Below are 24,230 nucleotides of genomic sequence, written 5' to 3' on the forward strand. Positions count from 1 at the left end.
TAATTAACCGGCAGCCGTTTCAGTTTGATTAAATTTGTCCGCAACCGGACGATTCGCTTTCGGCGTAGCATACCAATAACCCAATCCCATGAATACGGCACCCGATAAAGTATTACCCAGCGTCACCCACAGCAGGTTATGACCAATACCCGCCAGCGTGTAGGCTTCGCTGTGGTTGCCGAACCAGGAGAGGGCGAACAGCGTCATGTTAGCGATGGAGTGCTCGTAGCCGGACGCGATAAATGCCAGCAGACACCACCAGATAGCGATAAATTTCGCCGCCCCTTCAGTGCGCAGCGCCATCCAGATAGCCAGGCAAACCAGCCAGTTACACAATGCACCTTTGAAGAACAGTACCATTGCCGGTGCAGTGGTTTTAGCCAGCGCGACGGAGTGAACGATGCTGGTATCTACCGGCAGCAGGCTACCGCCGCCCCAGCTATAGAGCATGGCAACGAAGACGGAACCGACCAGGTTACCCAGCCAGGTTTGCGGCAGGATTGCCCACATTTGCCCGTGGCTGATGCTGCCCGCTTTTACCCCAAAGGTGAGGAACATGGCGTGTCCGGTGAACAGTTCAGAACCGGCGATAATCACCAGCGTTAAGGCGATACCAAAGGTCGCGCCCATCACCAGCGGACGTACGGACGGGTCGAGCAAATTACCGAGCGTGAAAATCAGGATGATCCCAAGACCCACATATGCGCCCGCCATGGCGGAGCTGACCCAAAAGCCGAGCGGGTTATTTGCCGACAGGCGTGCAATGCGCGCAGCATTAGCCGCACACTTATTAATAGTGTCTGTAAACATTTGATTATCCTTTAAAAAATAAAAACAAAAAATAAAACAAAAAGTTTAAAAAATGTTCTGCAATATACCGAAGGTCATTACAGGACCATGCAAAAAGGGGAGGCATTGCGCCTCCCGTTAAAACATTAACCGCGCAGCTGCACCACGCCGTCTTTCACTCGCGCTTCGTAATGTTTGACGGAAAACTGTTCGTCTTCCATGCACAAGCCATCACTTAAGCGAAAACGCTGTTTTTTCAGCGGGCTGGCGACCCACAGCTCGCCCTGGTGTTCCGCAATCAGCCCGCGTGATAGCACGCTGGACTCGAAGAACGGATCAATGTTGCTGATCGCAAACACCTGGTCGCTGTGATACGGGCGGAAAATCGCTACCTGCTCGTCACCTAACAGCGCGCAGACGCCGGTTTCAGGCAGGATGTCATCGATTTTGCAGATGTCTTTCCACTGGCTCATGCGTTGTCCTCCACCAGAGTTACCGGGATACGTTCATACGGCGTTGCCGGACGGTGCTGTTCGCGCTCTGGCACCATCTGCACGTTCGGGTCACGCTTGTCGCTGTTGATGAAGTGTTTGAAGCGAGTCTGCGCAGACGGCGTATTGACCGTTTCAGTCCACTCACACACTACCGCTTCACGCAGGCGCGCCATCTCTTCTTCCAGATGAGCGTTCAGCCCCAGTTTGTCGTCAATGATCACCGCTTTCAGGTAATCGATGCCGCCTTCGAGGTTTTCTAACCACGGCGCGGTACGCGTCAGTTTGTCGGCGGTACGGATGTAGAACATCATGAAGCGGTCGAGATATTTGATCAGCGTTTCGCGATCGATATCCGCTGCCAGCAGATCCGCATGACGCGGTTTCATGCCGCCGTTACCGCAAACATACAGGTTCCAGCCTTTTTCAGTGGCGATAATACCCACGTCTTTACCCTGAGCTTCTGAACATTCACGGGTACAGCCGGAGACACCGAACTTCATTTTGTGCGGCGTACGGATGCCTTTGTAGCGGTTTTCCAGTTCCACGCCGAGGCCGACGCTATCGCCAACACCGTAGCGGCACCAGGTGCTACCCACGCAGGTTTTCGCCATACGCAGTGCTTTCGCATAGGCATGACCGGTTTCGAAGCCAGCTTCAATCAGCTGACGCCAGATTTCCGGCAGATCGTCTTTCTGTGCGCCAAACATCGCCAGGCGCTGGGAGCCGGTGATTTTGGTGTAGAGATTAAATTCACGCGCGATACGACCCACTGCCATCAGCCCTTCCGGGGTGATTTCACCGCCCGGAGAACGCGGGATCACCGAGTAGGTGCCGTCTTTCTGGATGTTAGCGAGGAAGTTGTCGTTAGAATCCTGCAGCGGAGTATGTTCCGGCTTCAGAATGTATTCGTTCCAGCAGGAGGCCAGCAGCGAACCGACGGTTGGTTTACAAACTTCACAACCGTAGCCTTTGCCGTGTTTCGCCAGCAGTTCTTCGAAGGTTTTAATGCCTTCAACGCGGATCAAATGGAACAGTTCCTGACGCGAATAAGCAAAGTGTTCGCACAGGTTGTTGTTAACTTCGATGCCCTGTTTCGCCAGTTCCGCGTTCAGTACCTGAGTGACCAGCGGGATACAGCCACCGCAGCCAGTACCCGCTTTGGTTTCAGCTTTCAGCGCCGCAACTGTGTGGCAGCCTTTGTTGATGGCAGCAATCAGATCACCTTTAGTGACGTCGAAGCAGGAGCAGATTTGCGCGCTGTCCGGCAGTTTATCAACACCGATAGACGGCTTGCCGCTACCAGAGTGTGCTGGCAGGATCAGGGAATCCGGGTTTTCCGGCAGTTCGATAGCGTTCAGCACCAGTTGCAGCAGGTTACCGTAGTCGCTGGTATCGCCCACCAGTACCGCACCGAGCAGGGTTTTGTTGTCTTCGCTGACAATCAGGCGTTTGTAGATCTCTTTACTTTCGTCGAGGTAAACGTAGCTACGTGCGCCAGGCGTGCGACCGTGCGCATCACCAATACCGCCTACGTCTACGCCCAGCAGTTTCAGCTTGGCGCTAAGGTCAGCACCTTCAAAGGCGTTTTCGCTACCGAGAATATGGTCAACGGCGACCTGCGCCATTTTGTAGCCAGGTGCTACCAGACCAAATACACGGTTGTTCCAGCTTGCGCATTCACCGATGGCGTAGATATCCGGATCGGAAGTCTGGCAGGAATCATTAATGACGATACCCCCACGCGGAGCAACGTCCAGACCACACTGGGTTGCCAGCTTATCGCGCGGACGGATACCGGTAGAGAAGACGATAAAGTCGACTTCCAGTTCGCTGCCGTCGGCAAAACGCATGGTTTTACGCGCTTCGACACCTTCCTGCACAATCTCAAGGGTGTTTTTGCTGGTGTGAACGCGCACGCCCATACTTTCGATTTTGCGACGCAGCTGCTCGCCACCCATCTGATCAAGCTGTTCCGCCATCAGCATAGGGGCAAATTCGATAACGTGGGTTTCAATACCTAAGTTTTTCAGCGCGCCAGCGGCTTCCAGACCTAACAGGCCGCCACCAACAACGGCACCGCGTTTGCTGCGACGGGCGCAGGATTCAATGGCGTTGAGGTCTTCAATGGTGCGATAGACAAAGCAGTCCTGAGTATCAGAACCTTTGATTGGTGGGATCCACGGGTAGGAACCGGTTGCCATGATCAGCTTGTCATAAAAAACGGTACGTCCGGCGCTGGAGTGAATCACCTTCTCCTGACGGTTGATGGTGATAGCGCGTTCGCCGACCAGAACTTTGATGCCGTGTTTCTCGTAGAAGCCTTCGCGCACCAGCGACAGCTCTTCGGCGGTGTGGTGAGAGAAGTAAGACGAGAGGTGTACGCGGTCATAAGCGATGCGCGGTTCTTCACAGAAAACGGTAATATCAAAGTTGGCCGCATCAGATTTATCAAGAAGATCTTCGATAAAGCGATGGCCGACCATACCGTTACCGATAATTGCGAGTCTGACTTTGCTCATTTTTGCCTCGATTTCTTTTCTATTACCGCCTACCTTAACGATTCAGCAACCCCGCTTATTGATGTAAATCAAATTCACCTTTATATACTCCTTAAGTGGTATGTTGCTGATTTGTATAAATTTTCTTAAGTCACGGAATTGTCTGACATTTCATGTTTGTGCAAAAAATGGACAAAATGAACGGGTTTATAGAAATAGATGCACGTAGCGGGGGAAGAGAGGAAAAGGCCGGACGACGATAGTGCCGTCCGGCATTAGCAATTAATGAGAGGTCAGGGTGTTATGCTGACGGTGACGGCTGACGAAACCTAACAGGAAGCACATCACAAAGACGACAGCGTACAGACCGTTTGCTGTAAGCAGTGCCGCCTGCGGACCGCTATGTTCAACAATCGGGCCGGTAACCACAAAGGTCAACATAGTACCGATGGTTCCGCAGGTCAGGACAAAGTTAACCAGTTTTGGCGACGGTACTTTGGTCTGCTGTGAACCCAGGGTGATGATGGTGGTATAGATCGCGCTGGAGAAGAAGCCCAGAGCGAGAATTGACCACGCCATATGTGCTGGTGTTCCGGTGTTAAAGACGTACATCAGAATCGCAGCCAGACCAGCCAGTACGGTCAGAATGCGTTGCAAATCAAAGAAGCGAAGAATAAAGCTGAACGCCCACATGCCGACCATGTATGACATCCAGAAGTTACTCACCAGCGTGCCCGCGTCGTTCAGGCTCATGCCCAGGCCTTTGGCATACTCAGGCACCCAGGAGATAAAACCTAACTGACCGAGGATGTAGCACAGCGCCGCAACAGAGAGAAACAGTACGCCGATCCCCCACTTTTCTTTCTCTACCGGAGCATCCGTTTTTGGTGCATGTTTGCCCAGTGCCGGGAACTCACAGCCGAAGGTCAGAATAAAAATAGCGACATACACCAGCCCGATGCAGGCATAAACCCAGTACCACTCAATGCTGCGCGCCAGTAGAAACGCGGCGATCATTGGGAAAATCATCCCAGCCATACTGAAGAAGGAGTCAGTAAATAACAGGCGGGAACCGCGCTGACGCCCTTCATACATTTGTGTTATCAGGAATGTACCAATCGACATAGTAATGCCGCTGACCACCCCGAGAATGAACATCGCCGTCGAGAACAGCGCCAGGCTGTGGCTGAACATCAAACCGGCAACCGCCAGCACCATCAGGAGAAAGCCAAAACGTAACTGCGTTTTCAACGGGACGATTTCCATCAGCCAGGCGTTGAGGAAGATAGAGATTAAAATGCCGGCGTTGAGGAAGGTGAAGGTGTTACTCATACTGGAAACAGGCAGATTGAAATAATCGGCGATATTTCCCATCACCATCCCGGTGACAATAACCAACGCACCAGTCAGTGCGTAGGAGAGAAAGCTAATCCATGTGAGCTTGATGCGATTGCTGTTAGTCATGATTGGCCTGCGTTCAAAAATAAAATGGCATAGCGGGATATGCCGCGAGCGGGCGATTTTAGGTGATTTTGTGATCTGTTTAAATGTTTTATTGCAATCGGTTGCTAAATTGCATTTTAAGAGGTGATTTTGATCACGGAATAAAAAGTGATCGTCAGGTTACATATATTTCAGATACGTAAAATTAGGTAAAGGGATGGCCTTGTTCTTGAAGGCTATTTAGAATCTCTTCACTTGCTTTTTTTCTGCTCTGTTTGTTAAGGAAATCTCATGTTCAAATCGACCCTGGCGGCGATGGCTGCTGTTTTCGCTCTTTCTGCTCTTTCTCCCGCAGCAATGGCAGCGAAAGGGGACCCGCACGTATTGTTGACAACCTCAGCTGGTAACATCGAACTGGAGCTGGATAAACAAAAAGCGCCAGTGTCTGTGCAAAACTTTGTCGATTATGTGAACAGCGGTTTTTATAACAACACTACCTTTCACCGCGTCATTCCTGGCTTTATGATTCAGGGCGGCGGTTTCACCGAGCAGATGCAGCAGAAAAAACCAAACCCGCCAATCAAAAATGAAGCCGATAACGGCCTGCGCAACACGCGTGGCACCATCGCGATGGCGCGTACCGCTGACAAAGACAGCGCCACCAGCCAGTTCTTTATCAACGTTGCCGATAACGCCTTCCTTGACCATGGTCAGCGTGATTTCGGTTACGCGGTATTTGGTAAAGTGGTGAAAGGCATGGACGTTGCCGATAAGATTTCCCAGGTGCCGACTCATGATGTTGGTCCGTACCAGAATGTGCCGTCAAAACCGGTAGTTATCCTTTCCGCTAAAGTCCTGCCGTAATGATTTCTCGCGCGGGCAATCTTGCCCGCGCTTCTGCTCTCCCGGCGTAACCCGGATTTGCCGCTTATACTTGTGGCAAATGGACACGTTCAGGGAGGCATCAAGTGAAGAAACTCACCGATAAGCAAAAGTCCCGTCTCTGGGAGCTTCAGCGTAATCGTAATTTCCAGGCCAGTCGCCGTCTTGAAGGCGTCGAGATGCCTTTAGTCACTCTTACTGCCGCAGAGGCTTTAGCGCGCCTTGAAGAGCTGAGGAGGCACTATGAGCGATAAATTCGGCGAAGGGCGCGATCCGTATCTTTATCCTGGCCTTGATATCATGCGTAACCGGCTGAACATCCGTCAGCAGCAGCGGCTGGAACAGGCCGCTTACGAAATGACGGCGCTGCGTGCTGCGACCATTGAGCTTGGTCCGCTGGTGCGCGGTTTACCGCATTTGCGCACTATCCATCGCCAGCTGTACCAGGATATTTTCGACTGGGCAGGGCAACTGCGTGAAGTTGATATTTATCAGGGCGATACGCCGTTCTGCCACTTTGCTTATATCGAAAAAGAGGGCAATGCCCTGATGCAGGATCTGGAGGAAGAAGGTTATCTGGTTGGCCTGGAGAAAGCGAAGTTCGTCGAGCGGCTGGCGCATTACTATTGTGAAATCAACGTGCTGCATCCCTTCCGGGTGGGAAGTGGTCTGGCACAGCGGATCTTCTTCGAGCAACTGGCGATTCATGCCGGATATCAACTGAGCTGGCAGGGTATCGAAAAAGAGGCCTGGAATCAGGCAAATCAGAGTGGGGCAATGGGGGATCTCACCGCACTGCAGATGATATTTAGCAAAGTGGTAAGCAAAGCCGGGGAATCTGAGTAAAATAGCGCGGTTCTTTCGTACCGGAGCCGCCATGATCCTGCTTATAGATAACTACGATTCTTTTACCTGGAACCTCTACCAGTACTTTTGTGAACTGGGGGCGGATGTGCTGGTTAAGCGCAACGATGCGTTGACGCTGGCGGATATCGACGCCCTTAAACCACAAAAAATTGTCATCTCACCTGGCCCCTGTACGCCAGATGAAGCCGGGATCTCCCTTGACGTTATTCGTCACTATGCCGGGCGCTTGCCGATTCTTGGCGTCTGCCTCGGTCATCAGGCAATGGCGCAGGCATTTGGCGGCAAAGTTGTGCGCGCCGCAAAGGTCATGCACGGCAAAACCTCGCCGATTACACATAGCGGTGAGGGCGTATTTCGGGGGCTGGCAAATCCACTTACCGTGACACGCTACCATTCGCTGGTGGTGGAACCTGACTCATTACCAGCGTGCTTTGACGTGACGGCCTGGAGCGAAACCCGCGAGATTATGGGGATTCGCCATCGCCAGTGGGATCTGGAAGGTGTGCAGTTCCATCCAGAAAGTATTCTTAGCGAACAAGGACATCAACTGCTGGCTAATTTCCTGCATCGCTGATTTCTGATTGCCATTTAGTGATTTTTTATGCATATTTTGTGATTATAATTTCACATTTGTTTATGCGTAACAGGGTGATCATGAGATGGCAATTGAACAAACAGCAATTACACGCGCGACTTTCGATGAAGTGATCCTGCCGATTTATGCTCCGGCAGAGTTTATTCCGGTAAAAGGTCAGGGCAGCCGAATCTGGGATCAGCAAGGCAAGGAGTATGTCGATTTCGCGGGTGGCATTGCAGTTACGGCGTTGGGCCATTGCCATCCTGCGCTGGTGAACGCGTTAAAAACCCAGGGCGAAATTCTGTGGCATATCAGTAACGTTTTCACCAATGAACCGGCGCTGCGTCTTGGGCGTAAACTGATTGAGGCAACGTTTGCCGAACGCGTGGTGTTTATGAACTCCGGCACGGAAGCTAACGAAACCGCCTTTAAACTGGCACGTCATTACGCCTGTGTGCGTCATAGCCCGTTCAAAACCAAAATTATTGCCTTCCATAACGCTTTTCATGGTCGCTCGCTGTTTACCGTTTCGGTGGGTGGGCAGCCAAAATATTCCGACGGCTTTGGGCCGAAACCGGCAGACATCATCCACGTTCCCTTTAACGATCTCCACGCAGTGAAAGCAGTGATGGATGATCACACCTGTGCGGTGGTGGTTGAGCCGATCCAGGGCGAGGGCGGCGTGACGGCTGCGACGCCAGAGTTTTTGCAGGGCTTGCGCGAGCTGTGCGATCAACATCAGGCATTATTGGTGTTTGATGAAGTGCAGTGCGGGATGGGGCGGACCGGCGATTTGTTTGCTTACATGCACTACGGCGTGACGCCGGATATTCTGACCTCTGCGAAAGCGTTAGGCGGCGGCTTCCCGATTAGCGCCATGCTGACCACGGCGGAAATTGCTTCTGCGTTTCATCCTGGTTCTCACGGTTCCACCTACGGCGGTAATCCTCTGGCCTGTGCAGTAGCGGGGGCGGCGTTTGATATCATCAATCCCCCTGAAGTGCTGGAAGGCATTCAGGCGAAACGCCAGCGTTTTGTTGACCATCTGCAGAAGATCGATCAGCAGTACGATGTGTTTAGCGATATTCGCGGTATGGGGCTGTTGATTGGCGCAGAGCTGAAACCACAGTACAAAGGTCGGGCGCGTGATTTCCTGTATGCGGGCGCAGAGGCTGGCGTAATGGTGCTGAATGCCGGACCGGATGTGATGCGTTTTGCACCGTCGCTGGTGGTGGAAGATGCGGATATCGATGAAGGGATGCAACGTTTCGCCCACGCGGTGGCGAAGGTGGTTGGGGCGTAAATACGAAGCATCAGGCAAAAGATGTCGGATGCGGCGTGAATGCCTTATCCGATGGTTTAGCCTGCATTACGCCTTCGAATCCCGCAACTTGCGACTCAGCCAAATCCCGTGATGCGGTCGCTGACGCCATGCCATCGACGAAATGGTGTGCATGGTGTTCAGATGACCAATAACCCGCTGTAAATGCTGCTCCAGCGTACCTGCCGCGCCTTCGTGCGGCTGCATCTCCGGCGAATCCATGATATTGGCATCGCCAGAACTCCCCGGTTCGTCATATTCCAGTCGCTGCTGACAACGCTGAATGGCGATTTCACAAGACTGTAAATACTCTTGTGCCAGTTCAGGTGGCAATGCCCGGTGTTCCCGCGCCAGCGTGGTCATGGCATTAATATGCTCAACAATAAACTGGCTGTGCGTTACCCACAGTTTCATATCTGCCAGATAATGGCTGTTAAACGCCGGTTCCTGCATCGCCTGATTCAATGAGTTATACAGAGTGTTATGTGCCTGATTTACCCGCATTCGCTGCCAGGCCAGTGGCGTAGGTTGCGGATCCTCGCTAAGAATCAAGCGAATCGCTTCCTGATAGGCTTCTAAAGCGTCATGGGCGTTTTTACGCAATAACCCGCTCTGCCACTGCGGCCACAGCCAGACAGTACCGCCGAAAGCAATTAAACAACCAATAATGGTATCGATAAGACGCGGAAGGATGTATTGCTCGCCGTTCAACCACAATAGTTGCAGGGTATACACTGCGGTAATAGTAAAACCGACCGTCGCCCAGCCGTAGTTTTTGCGCAATATCAGGTAGCTGGCGAGGGTGGTAATCAGCATCAACGTCAGGGTGTAACCTTCGGGAATTTTAAAGTGCAGCGCCACGCCCGCAATGATTAACCCGACCACGGTTCCCACGGAGCGATTCACAATCCTCAGACGGGTTGCGCCATAGCCATTTTGTGTCACCAGCAATACCGTCATCAGGATCCAGTACGACTTCGGCAGATGCAGCGCGGTGCCCATCAGGCTGGCAACGCTTAACATCACACTGAGTCGTCCGGCATTGCGTAGCGCCGGAGACTTTAGTGACAGATAACTTTTCAGCGCCGGAAGTAACGGCATTCGCCGCTGTTTATCGGCCAGTAAGTCACGGGCATAGAGCGGTTTTTGGGTGCGCAGCACGCGGGCGATGCGGCTGAAATGCCAGTAGCAGAATTGCCCAACCGGATTATCCGGATGCTGGCGGGCGATTTTTTCCAGTGCGCCAATTTGCTTTTCCATCGTAAAACGCGTTGGCAGGCGATGGTAAAGAATGTCATCAGCCAGCACGCGCAGGCGAGCGGCGACGGTTTGCGCATTCCAGCGGATAACTTCTTCCGCATGGCTACGCTCGACCAGCTTTTGCACCTCTTCCGGCTGATGCAAACTGACCGAAATATGTTCCTGTAAATCCAGCGCCTCCTGGAAAATACGCAGCATCCGCTTGTAATCAGTATTATTTTGCGCGGAAAGCATATGCATTTGCTGATAGCACTGGGTAATTAGATCGACCGCTTTTTGCTGGCGCACCAGCAGCGGCGGCAGCGCTTTTTCAGGGTCGGTGTGCTGGGTAAGCAGGCTGTATTTGGCTTCACAATAATCTGCCAGTTCGCGGTACAGCAGACTTAGTGACTCGCGCAGCGGTTGTTCGCGCCAGATCCAGAACCAAAACCAGTTAAACAATCCGTACCAGAGAGTGCCCAACGCATAGATGAGCAACGGTTCCCAGACCGGCATGTATCCCGCCAGACTGAGGGTAAAAATGGCGGCGAGCAGCGATGCAGGAAGCAATTTTGCGTGCAATGGCCCCAGCTCAGCAGTGACGCCAAGTACCAGCGTTAATCCGGTCAGCAAAAAGGGCAGGGGAACATCTTTTGCCAGTAGTAGCTGTGTCAGCAAGCTACAGGTGGCAAACAGCGACGCACCAATGATTAAGCGTTTGAAAAAACGTTTATGAGGCGTATCAAGGCCCGCAATATTGCAACAGGCAGGAACGAGGGAGAAGAGCAGACCGAATCGTAATTCGCCAAGCATTAACCCAACGGCCACGGGCAAACATAGCACCAGCGTTTGTCGAAGTGCATAGTTGATATCGGGGTGATAAATCAGTCTGCGCCACATCGGGGGAAACAAAATGGCGCGCTACCAGGTAACGCGCCACTCCGACGGGATTAACGAGAGCCGTAAACGACGATGGTTTTACCGTGTGCGGAGATCAGGTTCTGATCTTCCAGCATCTTCAGAATGCGTCCCACGGTTTCACGAGAACAGCCGACAATCTGACCGATTTCCTGACGGGTAATTTTGATTTGCATACCGTCCGGGTGAGTCATAGCGTCTGGTTGTTTTGCCAGATTCAGCAGAGTCTGTGCAATGCGGCCCGTCACGTCGAGGAACGCCAGGTTGCCCACTTTCTCTGAAGTGACTTGCAGACGACGCGCCATCTGTGCAGACAGACGCATCAGAATGTCCGGGTTTACCTGAATCAATTGGCGAAATTTTTTGTACGAAATTTCAGCCACTTCACAGGCGGTTTTCGCACGTACCCATGCGCTACGTTCCTGGCCCTCTTCAAACAGGCCCAGTTCGCCAATAAAATCACCCTGATTCAGATAGGAGAGGATCATTTCTTTACCCTCTTCGTCTTTGATCAGCACTGCCACAGAGCCTTTAACGATGTAGTACAGCGTTTCCGCTTTTTCACCCTGGTGAATAAGCGTGCTCTTGGATGGGTACTTATGAATGTGGCAATGAGACAAGAACCATTCGAGAGTCGGGTCTGTTTGCGGTTTGCCAAGCACCATGCGCGGTTATCCTCTGTTATAAGCTTTCTCCAGAGCCAGATAACGCCGCTGTCTCTGGATTGCCGAAATATGCTTCCCGCTACCTGGGAAGGGGCTATCAACTGTACTGCACGGTAATGTGACGTCCTTTGCATACATGCAGTACATCAATGTATTACTGTAGCATCCTGACTGTTTTAGCATAGCTTTCGCTTTGTGTCTCCTGGTGTCTCGCTTCAGCATGACCCAGGTTGCCTTCCGTTGCGCGATTTGGTTAGTACGCGTACTCTGTCAGGAAAATTGACGCAGTGGAGTAGCAAAAATGCAAGCGCGAGTGAAGTGGGTCGAAGGGTTAACTTTTCTGGGCGAATCCGCCTCTGGTCACCAGATTTTAATGGACGGCAACTCAGGCGATAAAGCACCAAGTCCGATGGAAATGGTGTTGATGGCGGCGGGTGGTTGCAGTGCCATCGATGTGGTTTCTATCCTGCAAAAAGGGCGTCAGGATGTGGTCGATTGTGAAGTAAAATTGACCTCTGAACGCCGCGAAGAGGCACCACGCCTGTTTACGCACATTAATCTGCATTTTATCGTCACCGGTCGCGACCTGAAAGACGCAGCGGTTGCGCGTGCGGTTGATCTCTCTGCTGAGAAATATTGTTCAGTGGCGTTGATGCTGGAAAAAGCGGTGAATATTACTCACTCGTATGAAGTGGTTGCCGCGTGATTTAACTATCCCGTTGTGAAGCCGGATAGTATTTTATCCGGCGTAATAGCAGAGTTACTCGATTTTCTTTCCTTCCATCAATCGTTGCACCAGCGGCAGCATAATTAATTCCATTGCCAGACCCATTTTGCCGCCCGGTACCACTAACGTATTGATGTGGGAAATGAATGAGCCTTGCAACATCGCCAGCAGCCAGGGGAAATCGATCCCTTCCAGATTACGAAAATGGATCACCACAAAGCTTTCATCGAGCGACGGGATACCTTTTGCCGCGAACGGGTTTGAAGTGTCGACGGTGGGAACGCGCTGGAAGTTAAGATGGGTGCGGGAAAACTGCGGTGTGATGTAGTTGATATAGTCTTCCATTGAACGCACTACTGAGTCCATCACTGCTTCTCGTGAGTGCCCGCGCTCGCTGGTGTCGCGGATCAGTTTTTGAATCCACTCAAGGTTAACGATAGGCACCACGCCGACCAGTAAGTCCACATGCTGCGCAACGTTATGCTGTGGCGTGACTACGCCGCCGTGTAAACCTTCATAAAACAGTACATCAGTGGGTTCCGGTAAAGGTTGCCAGGGGGTGAATGTCCCCGGTACCTGATTCCACGGTACGGCTTCGTCGTAGGTATGCAGATATTTGCGAGATTTCCCTTTGCCGCTCTGACCGTATTCAATGAAGGTTTGTTCCAGCAGGCCGAAGTCGTTAGCCTCGGGGCCGAAGTAGCTGATATGCCGCCCGGCGTCGCGCGCTTTGCGGATCGCCATGTCCATTTCCGGGCGGGTGTAACGGTGAAAACTGTCGCCTTCCACCTCAGCTGCATGCAGATTTAACTGCGCGAATATTTTACGAAACGCGAGGCTGGTGGTGGTGGTCCCCGCGCCGCTGGATCCTGTTACCGCAATGACCGGATGTTTGGCAGACATAGTAACTCCATGACTTAGCTATCATTATTATCTCGTCCGCCGACGGTTGCAGGCTATTCGCGAAACTGACTGCGCGGCATGATATTGACCGTTTCGTGCAGCTCCGACCATACCAGCACCGCTTCTCCGCACTGTAGCTGGCGTTTGACGTCGGCGACTTTCTGTTCAAGTGTACGCTCATGTTCACCATAATCGGTGCCTTCACGTAACACAAAGCTTTCAATTAAATTTTCCAGCGTTTCGGGGGAGAGGTCTTGCCACGGAATCAACATGATTTCGCCTCCAGATACGTTGTTAACCAGTCAGGAATGCGTGACTCCAGCCACATTTGCGGATGAAGTAATGTACCGCCAATAAAGCCAACATGACCGCCATGTTCAGTCAGTTGATACTCCACCTGCGGGGGGAGACTTTCCGGTTTCGGGATCACCTGATGATCCATAAACGGATCGTCTTTGGCGTGAATAATCAGCGTCGGTTTGGCGATCCGGTTCAGCATCGGCATGGCGCTACACTGACGATAATAGTCGATAGCGTCGGCGTAGCCGTGAATTCTGGCGGTGATTAGATCGTCAAATTCACGGATGCGACGTACCGATTTTAACTGCGCGAGATTAATCGGCAGCGTTCCGGGGTAGGCTGCCAGCTTGCGCGCGGCATTGGCTTTTAACAGGTTCAGCAAGTAACGCTGATAAACGCGGGAAAAGCCCTTTTCCATATGATAGCTACAGGCTTCCAGCATAAACGGCGCAGAGACAATCACCGCCGCATCAACCGGGAGATCATTGCCTTCCTTTGCCAGCAAACAGGCCAGCATATTACCGCCGAGCGAATAGCCGACGGCAGCCGTTGGCGCATGACCAAATTCGCGTTGCAGCCAGCGTAAAAACCAACTGGCGTCTTCGGTTTCGCCCGAATGGTAAATGCGGTGCATACGGTTTGGTTCACCGCTGCATCCGCGAAAATGCATCACCACGCCCAGCCAGCCGCGCTTTTGCGCCGCCTCAACCAGACCGTGGGCGTAAGGGCTATTGAGACTGCCTTCCAGCCCGTGAAATACCACTAAACGCGGTTTATGCCGAGCCTGTGCAGGGGCTTCACTCCACGCGAGATCGACAAAATCGCCGTCGGGCAACTCCAGCCGCTGCCAGTACGGGGTGAATTTCACCTGACGACGAAACAAACGCGGCAGCATAGTTTGTAGATGACAATTGCTAAAGCCGCGCATAGGGGTGAATTCAGCACTGCTGCTGAATTCATTGGCATCGGTCGTCGTTATCTGCGCCATCAGTTGCTTTGGCCTTCCAGCAGCATCTGCTCAAGCTGCTCCTGGGCTTCCAGCCACGCCATTTCGCACTCTTCCAGGCCGGATTTGGCGCTGGCTTGCTGTTGCAGGCAGGCGGTCAACTCCGCTTTACGGCTCTGGTCATACAGTTCGCTGTCTCCGAGTTTCTCTTCCGCCTGCGCCAGTTGCGCGTTCAGCTTCTCCATCTCTTTTTCCAGACGGGCAATCTCTTTACGCAGCGGCTGGGTTTGCGCACGCAGCTCCGCTTCCCGACGCTTCTGATCTTTACGTGCCTGGGCGCTGTTCGCGTTCTCTTTTGGCGCTTCGTCGGTCTGGTTTTCCTGCTTTTGTACGTCGCTCAACCACTGTTGATAATCTTCCAGATCGCCGTCGAACGGTTCGACTTTACGATCGTGAACCAGGTAGAGATCGTCAGTGGTGGAACGCAGCAAATGACGGTCGTGCGAAACGACAACCAGCGCGCCTTCAAACTCGATTAATGCTTCGGTGAGTGCCTGACGCATGTCGAGGTCAAGGTGGTTAGTCGGTTCGTCGAGCAGCAGCAGATTCGGACGCTGCCAGACAATTAATGCCAGCACCAGGCGGGCTTTTTCCCCACCGGAGAAGCGGCGCGTTTCTTCGGTTACTTTATCGCCCTGGAAACCAAAGCCGCCGAGGTAGTCACGCAGTTTTTGTTCCAGCTCCTGCGGCGCTAAACGTGCCAGATGTTGAATAGGTGATTCGTCGGCGCGCAGGTATTCAAGTTGATGCTGGGCGAAGTAGCCGAGCTTGATCCCTTTCGCCAGACCAATTTCACCGCTGACTGGCGCAAGTTCACCGGCTAACAGTTTGATTAATGTCGATTTACCCGCGCCGTTGCGGCCTAACAGACCAATGCGCGAGCCGGGCACCAGGTTCAGTTTAATCGAGTCGAGAATAATGCGATCGCCATAGCCCGCGCTGACTTTTTCCATCTTCAGTAACGGATTTGGCAGGCTTTCCGGCGCGCGGAAGCTAAAGCGGAACGGGTTGTCGACGTGCGCGGGGGCAATCAGCTCCATACGCTCAAGCATCTTAATGCGGCTCTGGGCCTGCTTCGCTTTGGTGGCTTTGGCACGGAAACGGTCGATATAACTTTGCAGATGTGCCACGCGTTCCTGCTGGCTTTCATACATCGCTTGTTGCTGCGCCAGACGGGTGGCGCGCTGTACTTCAAACGAACTGTAGTTGCCGGTGTACTCGAACATGCTTTGTTGTTCGATATGAATAATTTTATCAACGATCGGATCGAGGAAGTCGCGGTCGTGAGAGATCAGGATCAGCGTGCCCTGATAGCTCTTCAACCATTTTTCCAGCCAGATAACGGCATCGAGATCGAGGTGGTTAGTCGGTTCGTCGAGCAGCAGCAAGTCTGAACGGCAAATCAGCGCCTGGGCAAGGTTAAGACGCATACGCCAGCCACCGGAGAAATCACTTACCGGGCGCTCCAGTTGTTCATTGCTGAAACCGAGGCCGTGCAGCAGGCTGGCGGCACGGGAGCGAATACTCCATGCGTCAATAGCATCCAGCTTGCCATGAATGGTCGCAATGGCGTGCCCGTCGTTACGTTCGTTGGCGTCGTGCAGCTGCGCTTCCAGTTGACGATATTCACGGTCGCCGTCAATGACATATTCCAGCGCCGCTTGCGGTAACGCTGGCGTTTCCTGATTCACCCACGCCAGTTGCCAGCTTCCCGGAAAGGTGTAGCTGCCGCCGTCGGCGCTGATTTCATTTTTCAGCAATGCCAGCAGGGTAGATTTACCACAGCCGTTTTTACCCACCAGGCCGACTTTCTGCCCGGGGTTGATGGTGGCGGTGGCATTATCCAGCAGGACGCGCACGCCGCGACGAATTTGTAACGAGGAGAAAACAATCATAAGGCGCCGTATGTTCAGACTATGTTAACTTATCATTATGATAATGTAATGTATGGGCGAGCTGCCGCACCGGGCGCAATGGTAGCCCAAAACAGCGACTATACACAAAAACCATACCGGGAGGGGGATGATGTCTCAGCCAGCGAAAGTTTTGCTGCTGTATGCCCATCCGGAATCTCAGGACTCGGTGGCAAACCGGGTACTGCTTAAACCGGCCACGCAGCTCAGCAATGTTACCGTGCACGACCTTTACGCGCACTATCCCGATTTTTTTATTGATATCCCCCGTGAGCAGGCATTACTGCGCGAGCACGAGGTGATTGTCTTTCAGCATCCTCTTTATACCTATAGCTGCCCGGCGCTACTGAAAGAGTGGCTGGACCGGGTATTAAGTCGTGGTTTTGCCAGCGGGCCGGGAGGAAACCAACTGGCGGGAAAGTACTGGCGTAACGTGATTACCACCGGCGAGCCGGAAAGTGCTTACCGTTATGACGCGCTGAATCGCTACCCGATGAGCGATGTGCTGCGCCCCTTTGAACTGGCGGCGGGCATGTGCCGGATGCATTGGTTAAGTCCCATCATTATTTACTGGGCGAGACGGCAAAGCGCAAAGGAGCTGGCGAGCCACGCCAGAGCCTACGGTGACTGGCTGGCAAATCCGCTGTCTCCAGGAGGCCGCTGATGGAAGGTTCCGATTTTTTACTCGCAGGAGTGCTGTTTCTCTTCGCGGCGGTGGCTGCGGTGCCGTTGGCATCGCGGCTGGGGATTGGCGCTGTGTTGGGATATTTGCTGGCAGGGATTGCAATTGGCCCGTGGGGGCTGGGGTTTATTAGCGACGTCGATGAGATCCTCCACTTTTCGGAACTCGGCGTGGTATTCCTGATGTTTATCATCGGCCTTGAGTTGAATCCCTCCAAACTTTGGCAACTGCGGCGTTCGATTTTTGGCGTAGGCGCGGCACAGGTGCTGTTAAGCGCGGCGTTGCTGGCGGGATTATTGATGCTGACGGATTTCGCCTGGCAGGCGGCGGTGGTCGGTGGCATTGGCCTTGCGATGTCTTCAACTGCAATGGCGTTGCAATTGATGCGTGAGAAAGGGATGAATCGCAGCGAATCCGGCCAGCTCGGGTTTTCGGTTCTGCTGTTTCAGGATCTGGCAGTGATCCCAGCACTGGCGTTAGTGCCGTTGTTGGCGGGGTCGGCAGACGAACATTTCGACTGGATGAAGATCGGCATGAAGGTGCTGGCGTTTGTCGGCATGCTGATTGGTGGGCGCTATTTACTGCGTCCGGTATTCCGCTTTATTGCAGCTTCTGGCGTGCGGGAAGTGTTCACCGCCGCGACGCTGCTGCTGGTGTTGGGTTCCGCATTGTTTATGGATGCGCTGGGGCTGTCGATGGCGCTCGGTACATTTATTGCGGGCGTGCTGCTGGCGGAAAGTGAATATCGCCATGAACTGGAAACGGCTATCGATCCCTTCAAAGGCTTGCTGCTCGGTTTGTTCTTTATCTCTGTCGGCATGTCGCTCAACCTCGGGGTGCTTTATACCCATCTGTTGTGGGTAGTGATAAGCGTGGTTGTGCTGGTGGCGGTGAAAATTCTCGTGCTGTATCTGCTGGCGCGATTGTATGGCGTGCGTAGCTCAGAGCGGATGCAGTTTGCTGGCGTGTTGAGTCAGGGCGGTGAGTTTGCCTTTGTCCTCTTTTCTACCGCTTCTTCACAACGTTTATTCCAGGGCGACCAGATGGCGCTGTTGCTGGTGACGGTGACGCTTTCCATGATGACCACGCCGTTGCTGATGAAGCTGGTGGATAAATGGCTATCCCGCCAGTTTAACGGACCGGAAGAAGAAGACGAAAAACCGTGGGTCAACGATGATAAACCCCAGGTCATTGTCGTGGGCTTCGGGCGTTTTGGTCAGGTGATTGGTCGTTTGCTGATGGCAAATAAAATGCGCATTACCGTGCTGGAGCGGGATATCAGCGCCGTTAACCTGATGCGTAAATATGGCTACAAAGTTTATTACGGCGACGCCACGCAGGTCGATCTATTACGTTCTGCGGGTGCAGAGGCCGCTGAGTCTATCGTCATTACCTGTAACGAGCCGGAAGACACCATGAAGCTGGTGGAAATATGCCAGCAGCACTTTCCGCATTTGCATATTCTTGCGCGAGCGCGCGGACGTGTGGAAGCGCATGAGTTATTACAGGCAGGGGTGACGCAGTTTTCCCGTGAAACATTCTCCAGTGCGTTAGAGCTGGGGCGCAAGACTTTGGTCACGCTTGGGATGCATCCGCATCAGGCGCAGCGGGCGCAACTGCATTTTCGCCGCCTGGATATGCGGATGCTGCGAGAGCTCATCCCAATGCATGCCGATACTGTACAAATTTCTCGCGCCAGGGAAGCCCGACGCGAACTGGAAGAGATTTTCCAGCGTGAAATGCAACAAGAACGACGCCAGCTGGACGGCTGGGATGAATTTGAGTAGAGGGTAAAGATGGCAATCCGAAAACGTTTTATTGCGGGCGCAAAATGCCCGGCCTGTCAGGCACAGGATTCAATGGCGATGTGGCGCGAAAATAATATTGATATTGTTGAATGCGTTAAGTGCGGACATCAGATGCGAGAAGCAGACAAAGAAGCCCGCGATCACGTTCGCAAAGATGAGCAAGTGATCGGGATTTTTCATCCGGACTAGCGATATGCGCCGAGTTTTTTTAAGCTAGTGAGTACACGGCTGCAGAATTCCGCTACAATCTGCGCCACTATTCTTCCCATGCTCAGGAGATATCATGAAAGTAGCAAAAGACCTGGTGGTCAGCCTGGCCTATCAGGTACGTACAGAAGACGGTGTGTTGGTTGATGAGTCTCCGGTGAGTGCGCCGCTGGACTACCTGCATGGTCACGGTTCCCTGATCTCTGGCCTGGAAACGGCGCTGGAAGGTCATGAAGTTGGCGACAAATTTGATGTCGCTGTTGGCGCGAACGACGCTTACGGTCAGTACGACGAAAACCTGGTGCAACGTGTTCCTAAAGACGTATTTATGGGCGTTGATGAACTGCAGGTAGGTATGCGTTTCCTGGCTGAAACCGACCAGGGTCCGGTACCGGTTGAAATCACTGCGGTTGAAGACGATCACGTAGTGGTTGATGGTAACCACATGCTGGCCGGTCAGAACCTGAAATTCAACGTTGAGGTTGTGGCGATTCGTGAAGCGACCGAAGAAGAACTGGCTCATGGTCACGTTCACGGCGCGCACGATCATCACCACGATCACGACCACGACGGTTGCTGCGGCGGTCATGGCCACGATCACGGTCATGAACACGGTGGCGAAGGCTGCTGTGGCGGTAAAGGCAACGGCGGTTGTGGTTGCCACTAATACCGAAAAGGTGACAAAAAAGCGGGGAATCCCCGCTTTTTTTACGCCTCAATAATGTGGCGGTGGCGTTTCTTCAGCCTGCGACGCGATGTTCGACGGCTGGCTGGCTTTTAACTTCTCGGTCAGCAGACGCAGATGATCGCGCAGTTTCGCCATCTCCATTTCATGAGCGGTCACCGTGACGTTCAGTTCTTCAATGGTGATTTCCTGAAAAGCCAGTCGGCTCTCCAGCTCTGCCAGGCGTGCTTCCAATGATAAATCCTGCATGATTCACCTCTTTTGTCGAATGGTCGCCGCGGATTCTACTTAACTTTGCTGCCCGAGACAGCACTCATTTCGCGGTCATCGAAACTAATTTAAACAAAAAGAGTCTGAAAATAGATGATAATAGGGCGTGTCTGTATGTAGATTTGTTCGACAACGCTTTATAGTACCCTTCTGATAATAGTTAACCCTGGGGTGAGATGCCCCGATCCTGGAGATATGGATGAAATCACTGTTTAAAGTAACGCTGCTGGCGACCACAATGGCCGTTGCCCTGCATGCACCAATCACTTTTGCTGCTGAAGCTGCAAAACCTGCTACAACTGCTGACAGCAAAGCAGCGTTCAAAAATGACGATCAGAAATCAGCTTATGCACTGGGTGCTTCGCTGGGTCGTTACATGGAAAACTCTCTTAAAGAACAAGAAAAACTGGGCATCAAACTGGATAAAGATCAGCTGATCGCTGGTGTTCAGGATGCATTTGCTGATAAGAGCAAACTCTCCGACCAAGAGATCGAACAGACTCTGCAAGCATTCGAAGCTCGCGTGAAGTCTTCTGCTCAGGCGAAGATGGAAAAAGACGCGGCTGATAACGAAGCAAAAGGTAAAGAGTACCGCGAGAAATTTGCCAAAGAGAAAGGTGTGAAAACCTCTTCAACTGGTCTGGTTTATCAGGTAGTAGAAGCCGGTAAAGGCGAAGCACCGAAAGACAGCGATACTGTTGTAGTGAACTACAAAGGTACGCTGATCGACGGTAAAGAGTTCGACAACTCTTACACCCGTGGTGAACCGCTCTCTTTCCGTCTGGACGGTGTTATCCCGGGGTGGACAGAAGGTCTGAAGAACATCAAGAAAGGCGGTAAGATCAAACTGGTTATTCCACCAGAACTGGCTTACGGCAAAGCGGGTGTTCCGGGGATCCCACCGAATTCTACCCTGGTGTTTGACGTAGAGCTGCTGGATGTGAAACCAGCGCCGAAGGCTGATGCAAAGCCGGAAGCTGATGCGAAAGCCGCAGATTCTGCTAAAAAATAAGCATTAAGAACCGCCGCCTGACCAGGCGGCGGTTTTTTTATTACAGGCCGGATATAATTAGTGCTGGAAAGCGGAACCTCCGCTGTATTAATTTAGTTACCCGCATCATTAATGAGCCTGCCCTGAAAAGTTAACGACAGGCTCCTGAAAAGGAGTGTTTTTTTTCATGTCCAGGTCGCTTTTAACCAACGAAACCAGTGAGTTGGATTTACTGGATCAACGTCCTTTCGACCAGACCGATTTTGATATTCTGAAATCCTACGAAGCGGTGGTGGACGGGTTAGCGATGCTTATTGGCTCCCACTGTGAAATCGTTTTGCACTCTTTGCAGGATCTAAAATGTTCAGCCATTCGCATTGCTAACGGTGAACATACAGGCCGGAAGATTGGTTCGCCAATTACTGACCTGGCGCTACGTATGCTGCACGATATGACGGGAGCGGATAGCAGCGTTTCTAAATGCTACTTTACTCGCGCCAAAAGCGGCGTATTAATGAAGTCCCTGACTATCGCGATTCGTAACCGCGAACAGCGTGTAATTGGTCTGCTGTGCATCAATATGAATCTTGATGTTCCCTTCTCGCAGATTATGAGCACTTTTGTGCCGCCAGAAACCCCGGATGTCGGTTCAAGCGTCAACTTTGCCTCTTCTGTTGAAGATCTGGTTACCCAAACGCTGGAGTTCACCATCGAAGAAGTAAATGCCGATCGCAATGTTTCTAATAACGCCAAAAATCGTCAGATCGTGCTGAATCTCTACGAGAAAGGGATCTTCGATATTAAAGACGCGATCAACCAGGTTGCTGACCGCCTGAACATCTCCAAACACACTGTCTATCTCTACATCCGCCAGTTCAAAAGCGGTGATTTCCAGGGGCAAGATAAGTAATGCGTTTTGCCATCGTGGTGACCGGGCCAGCATACGGTACGCAACAGGCGAGTAGTGCTTTTCAGTTTGCGCAGGCGCTGATAGTAGAAGGCCATGAGTTAAGCAGCGTCTTTTTTTATCGGGAAGGGGTCTATAACGCTAACCAATTGACCTCACCGGCAAGCGACGAATTTGACCTTGTGCGCGGCTGGCAACAGTTGAATGCGCAACATGGTGTGGCGCTGAATATCTGCGTAGCGGCAGCATTACGCCGTGGCGTTGTTGATGAAACGGAGGCCGGAAGGCTGGGGCTGGCCTCGTCAAACCTTCAGCCGGGATTTACCTTAAGCGGACTTGGCGCGCTGGCGGAAGCCTCGCTGACCTGTGACAGGGTGGTACAGTTCTGATGAAACGAATTGCGTTTGTTTTTTCTACTGCGCCTCATGGTACAGCTGCTGGTCGGGAAGGTTTAGATGCTTTACTGGCAACTTCCGCATTAACTGATGATCTGGCTGTCTTCTTTATAGCTGATGGCGTTTTTCAGCTGCTGCCAGGACAAAAGCCCGATGCAGTGCTGGCGCGTGATTACATTGCCACTTTTAAATTGTTGGGTCTGTACGACATTGAACAGTGCTGGGTTTGTGCGGCTTCACTGCGCGAACGCGGGTTAGATCCGCAGACCCCCTTTGTTGTCGAAGCCACGCCGCTCGAAGCAGATGCCTTACGCCGCGAACTCGCCAACTACGATGTTATTTTGAGGTTTTGAGGCTTTTATGCTGCACACATTACATCGTTCACCCTGGCTGGCGGATTTTGCTGCGCTGCTGCGTCTGCTCAGTGAAGGCGACGAACTGCTATTATTGCAAGATGGCGTAACTGCCGCAGTTGACGGTAACCGCTACCTTGAAAGTCTGCGTAATGCCCCCATTAAGGTCTATGCCCTGAACGAAGACCTTATTGCCCGCGGTTTGACTGGTCAAATTTCGAACGACATCATTCCCATTGACTATACTGATTTCGTCAGACTTACGGTTAAGCACTCCAGCCAGATGGCCTGGTGATGGCGGGATCGTTGTATATTTCTTGACATCTTTTCGGCATCGCCCTAAAATTCGGCGTCCTCATATTGTGTGAGGACGTTTTATTACGTGTTTACGAAGCAAAAGCTAAAACCAGGAGCTATTTAATGGCAACAGTTAACCAGCTGGTACGCAAACCACGTGCTCGCAAAGTTGCGAAAAGCAACGTGCCTGCGCTGGAAGCATGCCCGCAAAAACGTGGCGTATGTACTCGTGTATATACTACCACTCCTAAAAAACCGAACTCCGCGCTGCGTAAAGTATGCCGTGTTCGTCTGACTAACGGTTTCGAAGTGACTTCCTACATCGGTGGTGAAGGTCACAACCTGCAGGAGCACTCCGTGATCCTGATCCGTGGCGGTCGTGTTAAAGACCTCCCGGGTGTTCGTTACCACACCGTACGTGGTGCGCTTGACTGCTCCGGCGTTAAAGACCGTAAGCAGGCTCGTTCCAAGTATGGCGTGAAGCGTCCTAAGGCTTAATGGTTCTCCGTTAAGTAAGGCCAAACGTTTTAACTTAAATGTCAAACTAAACTCGTAGAGTTTTGGACAATCCTGAATTAACAACGGAGTATTTCCATGCCACGTCGTCGCGTCATTGGTCAGCGTAAAATTCTGCCGGATCCGAAGTTCGGATCAGAACTGCTGGCTAAATTTGTAAATATCCTGATGGTAGATGGTAAAAAATCTACTGCTGAATCTATCGTATACAGCGCGCTGGAGACCCTGGCTCAGCGCTCTGGTAAATCTGAACTGGAAGCATTCGAAGTAGCTCTCGAAAACGTGCGCCCGACTGTAGAAGTTAAGTCTCGCCGCGTTGGTGGTTCTACTTATCAGGTACCAGTTGAAGTCCGTCCGGTTCGTCGTAATGCTCTGGCAATGCGTTGGATCGTTGAAGCTGCTCGTAAACGCGGTGATAAATCCATGGCTCTGCGCCTGGCGAACGAACTTTCTGATGCTGCAGAAAACAAAGGTACTGCAGTTAAGAAACGTGAAGACGTTCACCGTATGGCCGAAGCCAACAAGGCGTTCGCACACTACCGTTGGTAATCCCTTCGGAGTTTTAGTCACCAGGCGG

General features: G+C 52.3%; 28 protein-coding genes. 17 read left to right on the forward strand and 11 right to left on the reverse strand.

The window, feature by feature from the left end; genetic code table 11:
* Positions 1–3: 3 nt before the first annotated feature.
* From nirC to tsgA, 4 genes are all read right to left on the reverse strand, one after another.
* The gene (nirC, locus tag C1P89_RS21815; protein ID WP_000493552.1) at positions 4–810 is read right to left on the reverse strand and encodes a nitrite transporter NirC; all 807 of its coding nucleotides are present in this window, start codon (positions 808–810) and stop codon (positions 4–6) included.
* Positions 811–935: 125 nt separating this feature from the next.
* Complete coding sequence (gene nirD / locus C1P89_RS21820) at positions 936–1,262, reverse strand: nitrite reductase small subunit NirD (protein WP_000084764.1); 327 nt, start codon at positions 1,260–1,262, stop codon at positions 936–938.
* Positions 1,259–3,802, reverse strand: a complete 2,544-nt coding sequence (nirB, locus tag C1P89_RS21825) for an NADPH-nitrite reductase large subunit (RefSeq protein WP_000049213.1) — start codon at positions 3,800–3,802, stop codon at positions 1,259–1,261. The genes nirD and nirB overlap by 4 nt, the downstream gene beginning before the upstream one ends.
* A 261-nt stretch (positions 3,803–4,063) precedes the next feature.
* Complete coding sequence (gene tsgA / locus C1P89_RS21835; RefSeq protein WP_000185258.1) at positions 4,064–5,245, reverse strand: MFS transporter TsgA; 1,182 nt, start codon at positions 5,243–5,245, stop codon at positions 4,064–4,066.
* Between the two features lie 270 nt (positions 5,246–5,515).
* Between tsgA and ppiA the strand changes: the two genes are divergently transcribed.
* The 5 genes from ppiA (at position 5,516) to argD (ending at position 8,853) form a co-directional block, all read left to right on the forward strand.
* Positions 5,516–6,088, forward strand: coding sequence for a peptidylprolyl isomerase A (ppiA, locus tag C1P89_RS21840; protein WP_000477225.1), 573 nt, complete (start codon positions 5,516–5,518; stop codon positions 6,086–6,088).
* A 104-nt stretch (positions 6,089–6,192) separates the two neighbouring features.
* Positions 6,193–6,360 (forward strand): YhfG family protein, encoded by a 168-nt coding sequence (locus tag C1P89_RS21845; RefSeq protein WP_000736860.1) that lies wholly within the window; start codon positions 6,193–6,195, stop codon positions 6,358–6,360.
* Complete coding sequence (locus C1P89_RS21850; RefSeq protein WP_001280642.1) at positions 6,350–6,952, forward strand: putative adenosine monophosphate-protein transferase Fic; 603 nt, start codon at positions 6,350–6,352, stop codon at positions 6,950–6,952. Before C1P89_RS21845 ends, C1P89_RS21850 begins: the two co-directional genes overlap by 11 nt.
* 31 nt (positions 6,953–6,983) lie before the next feature.
* A complete protein-coding gene (pabA, locus tag C1P89_RS21855; RefSeq protein ID WP_000601856.1) occupies positions 6,984–7,547 on the forward strand; it encodes an aminodeoxychorismate synthase component 2 in 564 nt (187 codons plus the stop codon).
* Between the two features lie 85 nt (positions 7,548–7,632).
* Positions 7,633–8,853, forward strand: a complete 1,221-nt coding sequence (gene argD, locus C1P89_RS21860) for a bifunctional acetylornithine/succinyldiaminopimelate transaminase (RefSeq protein ID WP_000963765.1) — start codon at positions 7,633–7,635, stop codon at positions 8,851–8,853.
* A 66-nt stretch (positions 8,854–8,919) separates the two neighbouring features.
* Here the strand turns inward: argD and C1P89_RS21865 are convergent, their stop codons facing one another.
* The gene (locus tag C1P89_RS21865) at positions 8,920–11,010 is read right to left on the reverse strand and encodes a YccS/YhfK family putative transporter (protein ID WP_001345983.1); all 2,091 of its coding nucleotides are present in this window, start codon (positions 11,008–11,010) and stop codon (positions 8,920–8,922) included.
* Between the two features lie 50 nt (positions 11,011–11,060).
* Positions 11,061–11,693: a cAMP-activated global transcriptional regulator CRP gene (gene crp, locus C1P89_RS21870; RefSeq protein WP_000242754.1), complete on the reverse strand. Its 633-nt coding sequence runs from the start codon at positions 11,691–11,693 to the stop codon at positions 11,061–11,063.
* 301 nt (positions 11,694–11,994) lie between these two features.
* Between crp and C1P89_RS21875 the strand changes: the two genes are divergently transcribed.
* Entirely contained in the window at positions 11,995–12,399 is a 405-nt protein-coding gene (locus C1P89_RS21875; protein ID WP_001148908.1) for an OsmC family protein, read from the forward strand.
* A gap of 54 nt (positions 12,400–12,453) precedes the next feature.
* On the opposite strand, the gene C1P89_RS21880 is transcribed toward C1P89_RS21875, so the two are convergent.
* From C1P89_RS21880 to C1P89_RS21895, 4 genes are read right to left on the reverse strand one after another with little or no spacing between them, the layout of a single operon-like run.
* On the reverse strand, positions 12,454–13,323 hold the full coding sequence (locus tag C1P89_RS21880) for a phosphoribulokinase (RefSeq protein ID WP_001274680.1): 870 nt from the start codon (positions 13,321–13,323) through the stop codon (positions 12,454–12,456).
* Between the two features lie 53 nt (positions 13,324–13,376).
* A complete protein-coding gene (locus C1P89_RS21885) occupies positions 13,377–13,595 on the reverse strand; it encodes a YheU family protein (RefSeq protein WP_000907085.1) in 219 nt (72 codons plus the stop codon).
* Positions 13,589–14,611 carry a hydrolase gene (locus C1P89_RS21890; protein WP_000057400.1) on the reverse strand — a complete coding sequence of 341 codons (1,023 nt, stop codon included), beginning with the start codon at positions 14,609–14,611 and terminating at the stop codon, positions 13,589–13,591. The genes C1P89_RS21885 and C1P89_RS21890 overlap by 7 nt, the downstream gene beginning before the upstream one ends.
* Entirely contained in the window at positions 14,611–16,524 is a 1,914-nt protein-coding gene (locus C1P89_RS21895) for an ABC transporter ATP-binding protein (RefSeq protein WP_000634798.1), read from the reverse strand. The genes C1P89_RS21890 and C1P89_RS21895 overlap by 1 nt, the downstream gene beginning before the upstream one ends.
* 130 nt (positions 16,525–16,654) lie before the next feature.
* Between C1P89_RS21895 and kefG the strand changes: the two genes are divergently transcribed.
* From kefG to slyD, 4 genes are all read left to right on the forward strand, one after another.
* The gene (kefG, locus tag C1P89_RS21900; RefSeq protein WP_001445921.1) at positions 16,655–17,206 is read left to right on the forward strand and encodes a glutathione-regulated potassium-efflux system ancillary protein KefG; all 552 of its coding nucleotides are present in this window, start codon (positions 16,655–16,657) and stop codon (positions 17,204–17,206) included.
* On the forward strand, positions 17,206–19,011 hold the full coding sequence (gene kefB / locus C1P89_RS21905; protein ID WP_000399122.1) for a glutathione-regulated potassium-efflux system protein KefB: 1,806 nt from the start codon (positions 17,206–17,208) through the stop codon (positions 19,009–19,011). Before kefG ends, kefB begins: the two co-directional genes overlap by 1 nt.
* A gap of 9 nt (positions 19,012–19,020) precedes the next feature.
* Positions 19,021–19,221, forward strand: a complete 201-nt coding sequence (locus tag C1P89_RS21910) for a YheV family putative zinc ribbon protein (protein WP_001007730.1) — start codon at positions 19,021–19,023, stop codon at positions 19,219–19,221.
* A gap of 94 nt (positions 19,222–19,315) precedes the next feature.
* Complete coding sequence (gene slyD, locus C1P89_RS21915; protein ID WP_000861334.1) at positions 19,316–19,906, forward strand: peptidylprolyl isomerase; 591 nt, start codon at positions 19,316–19,318, stop codon at positions 19,904–19,906.
* A gap of 48 nt (positions 19,907–19,954) precedes the next feature.
* Here slyD and C1P89_RS21920 read toward each other — a convergent pair whose 3' ends face one another.
* A complete protein-coding gene (locus tag C1P89_RS21920) occupies positions 19,955–20,173 on the reverse strand; it encodes a protein SlyX (RefSeq protein ID WP_001153615.1) in 219 nt (72 codons plus the stop codon).
* Between the two features lie 220 nt (positions 20,174–20,393).
* Here C1P89_RS21920 and fkpA point away from each other — a divergent pair, with 220 nt between their 5' ends.
* The 7 genes from fkpA (at position 20,394) to rpsG (ending at position 24,202) form a co-directional block, all read left to right on the forward strand.
* Positions 20,394–21,206, forward strand: coding sequence for an FKBP-type peptidyl-prolyl cis-trans isomerase (gene fkpA, locus C1P89_RS21925; protein ID WP_000838261.1), 813 nt, complete (start codon positions 20,394–20,396; stop codon positions 21,204–21,206).
* 166 nt (positions 21,207–21,372) lie between these two features.
* Positions 21,373–22,095: a helix-turn-helix transcriptional regulator gene (locus C1P89_RS21930; RefSeq protein ID WP_000091466.1), complete on the forward strand. Its 723-nt coding sequence runs from the start codon at positions 21,373–21,375 to the stop codon at positions 22,093–22,095.
* Positions 22,095–22,481 carry a sulfurtransferase complex subunit TusD gene (gene tusD / locus C1P89_RS21935; RefSeq protein ID WP_001209713.1) on the forward strand — a complete coding sequence of 129 codons (387 nt, stop codon included), beginning with the start codon at positions 22,095–22,097 and terminating at the stop codon, positions 22,479–22,481. Before C1P89_RS21930 ends, tusD begins: the two co-directional genes overlap by 1 nt.
* The gene (tusC, locus tag C1P89_RS21940) at positions 22,481–22,840 is read left to right on the forward strand and encodes a sulfurtransferase complex subunit TusC (RefSeq protein ID WP_000820714.1); all 360 of its coding nucleotides are present in this window, start codon (positions 22,481–22,483) and stop codon (positions 22,838–22,840) included. The genes tusD and tusC overlap by 1 nt, the downstream gene beginning before the upstream one ends.
* 7 nt (positions 22,841–22,847) lie before the next feature.
* Positions 22,848–23,135 (forward strand): sulfurtransferase complex subunit TusB, encoded by a 288-nt coding sequence (gene tusB, locus C1P89_RS21945; RefSeq protein WP_000903367.1) that lies wholly within the window; start codon positions 22,848–22,850, stop codon positions 23,133–23,135.
* 125 nt (positions 23,136–23,260) lie between these two features.
* On the forward strand, positions 23,261–23,635 hold the full coding sequence (gene rpsL / locus C1P89_RS21950) for a 30S ribosomal protein S12 (RefSeq protein ID WP_000246815.1): 375 nt from the start codon (positions 23,261–23,263) through the stop codon (positions 23,633–23,635).
* Between the two features lie 96 nt (positions 23,636–23,731).
* Positions 23,732–24,202, forward strand: a complete 471-nt coding sequence (gene rpsG / locus C1P89_RS21955) for a 30S ribosomal protein S7 (RefSeq protein ID WP_001138043.1) — start codon at positions 23,732–23,734, stop codon at positions 24,200–24,202.
* Positions 24,203–24,230 lie beyond the last annotated feature (28 nt).

This window comes from Shigella sonnei (assembly GCF_002950395.1).
Taxonomy (GTDB): Bacteria; Pseudomonadota; Gammaproteobacteria; order Enterobacterales; family Enterobacteriaceae; genus ECMA0423.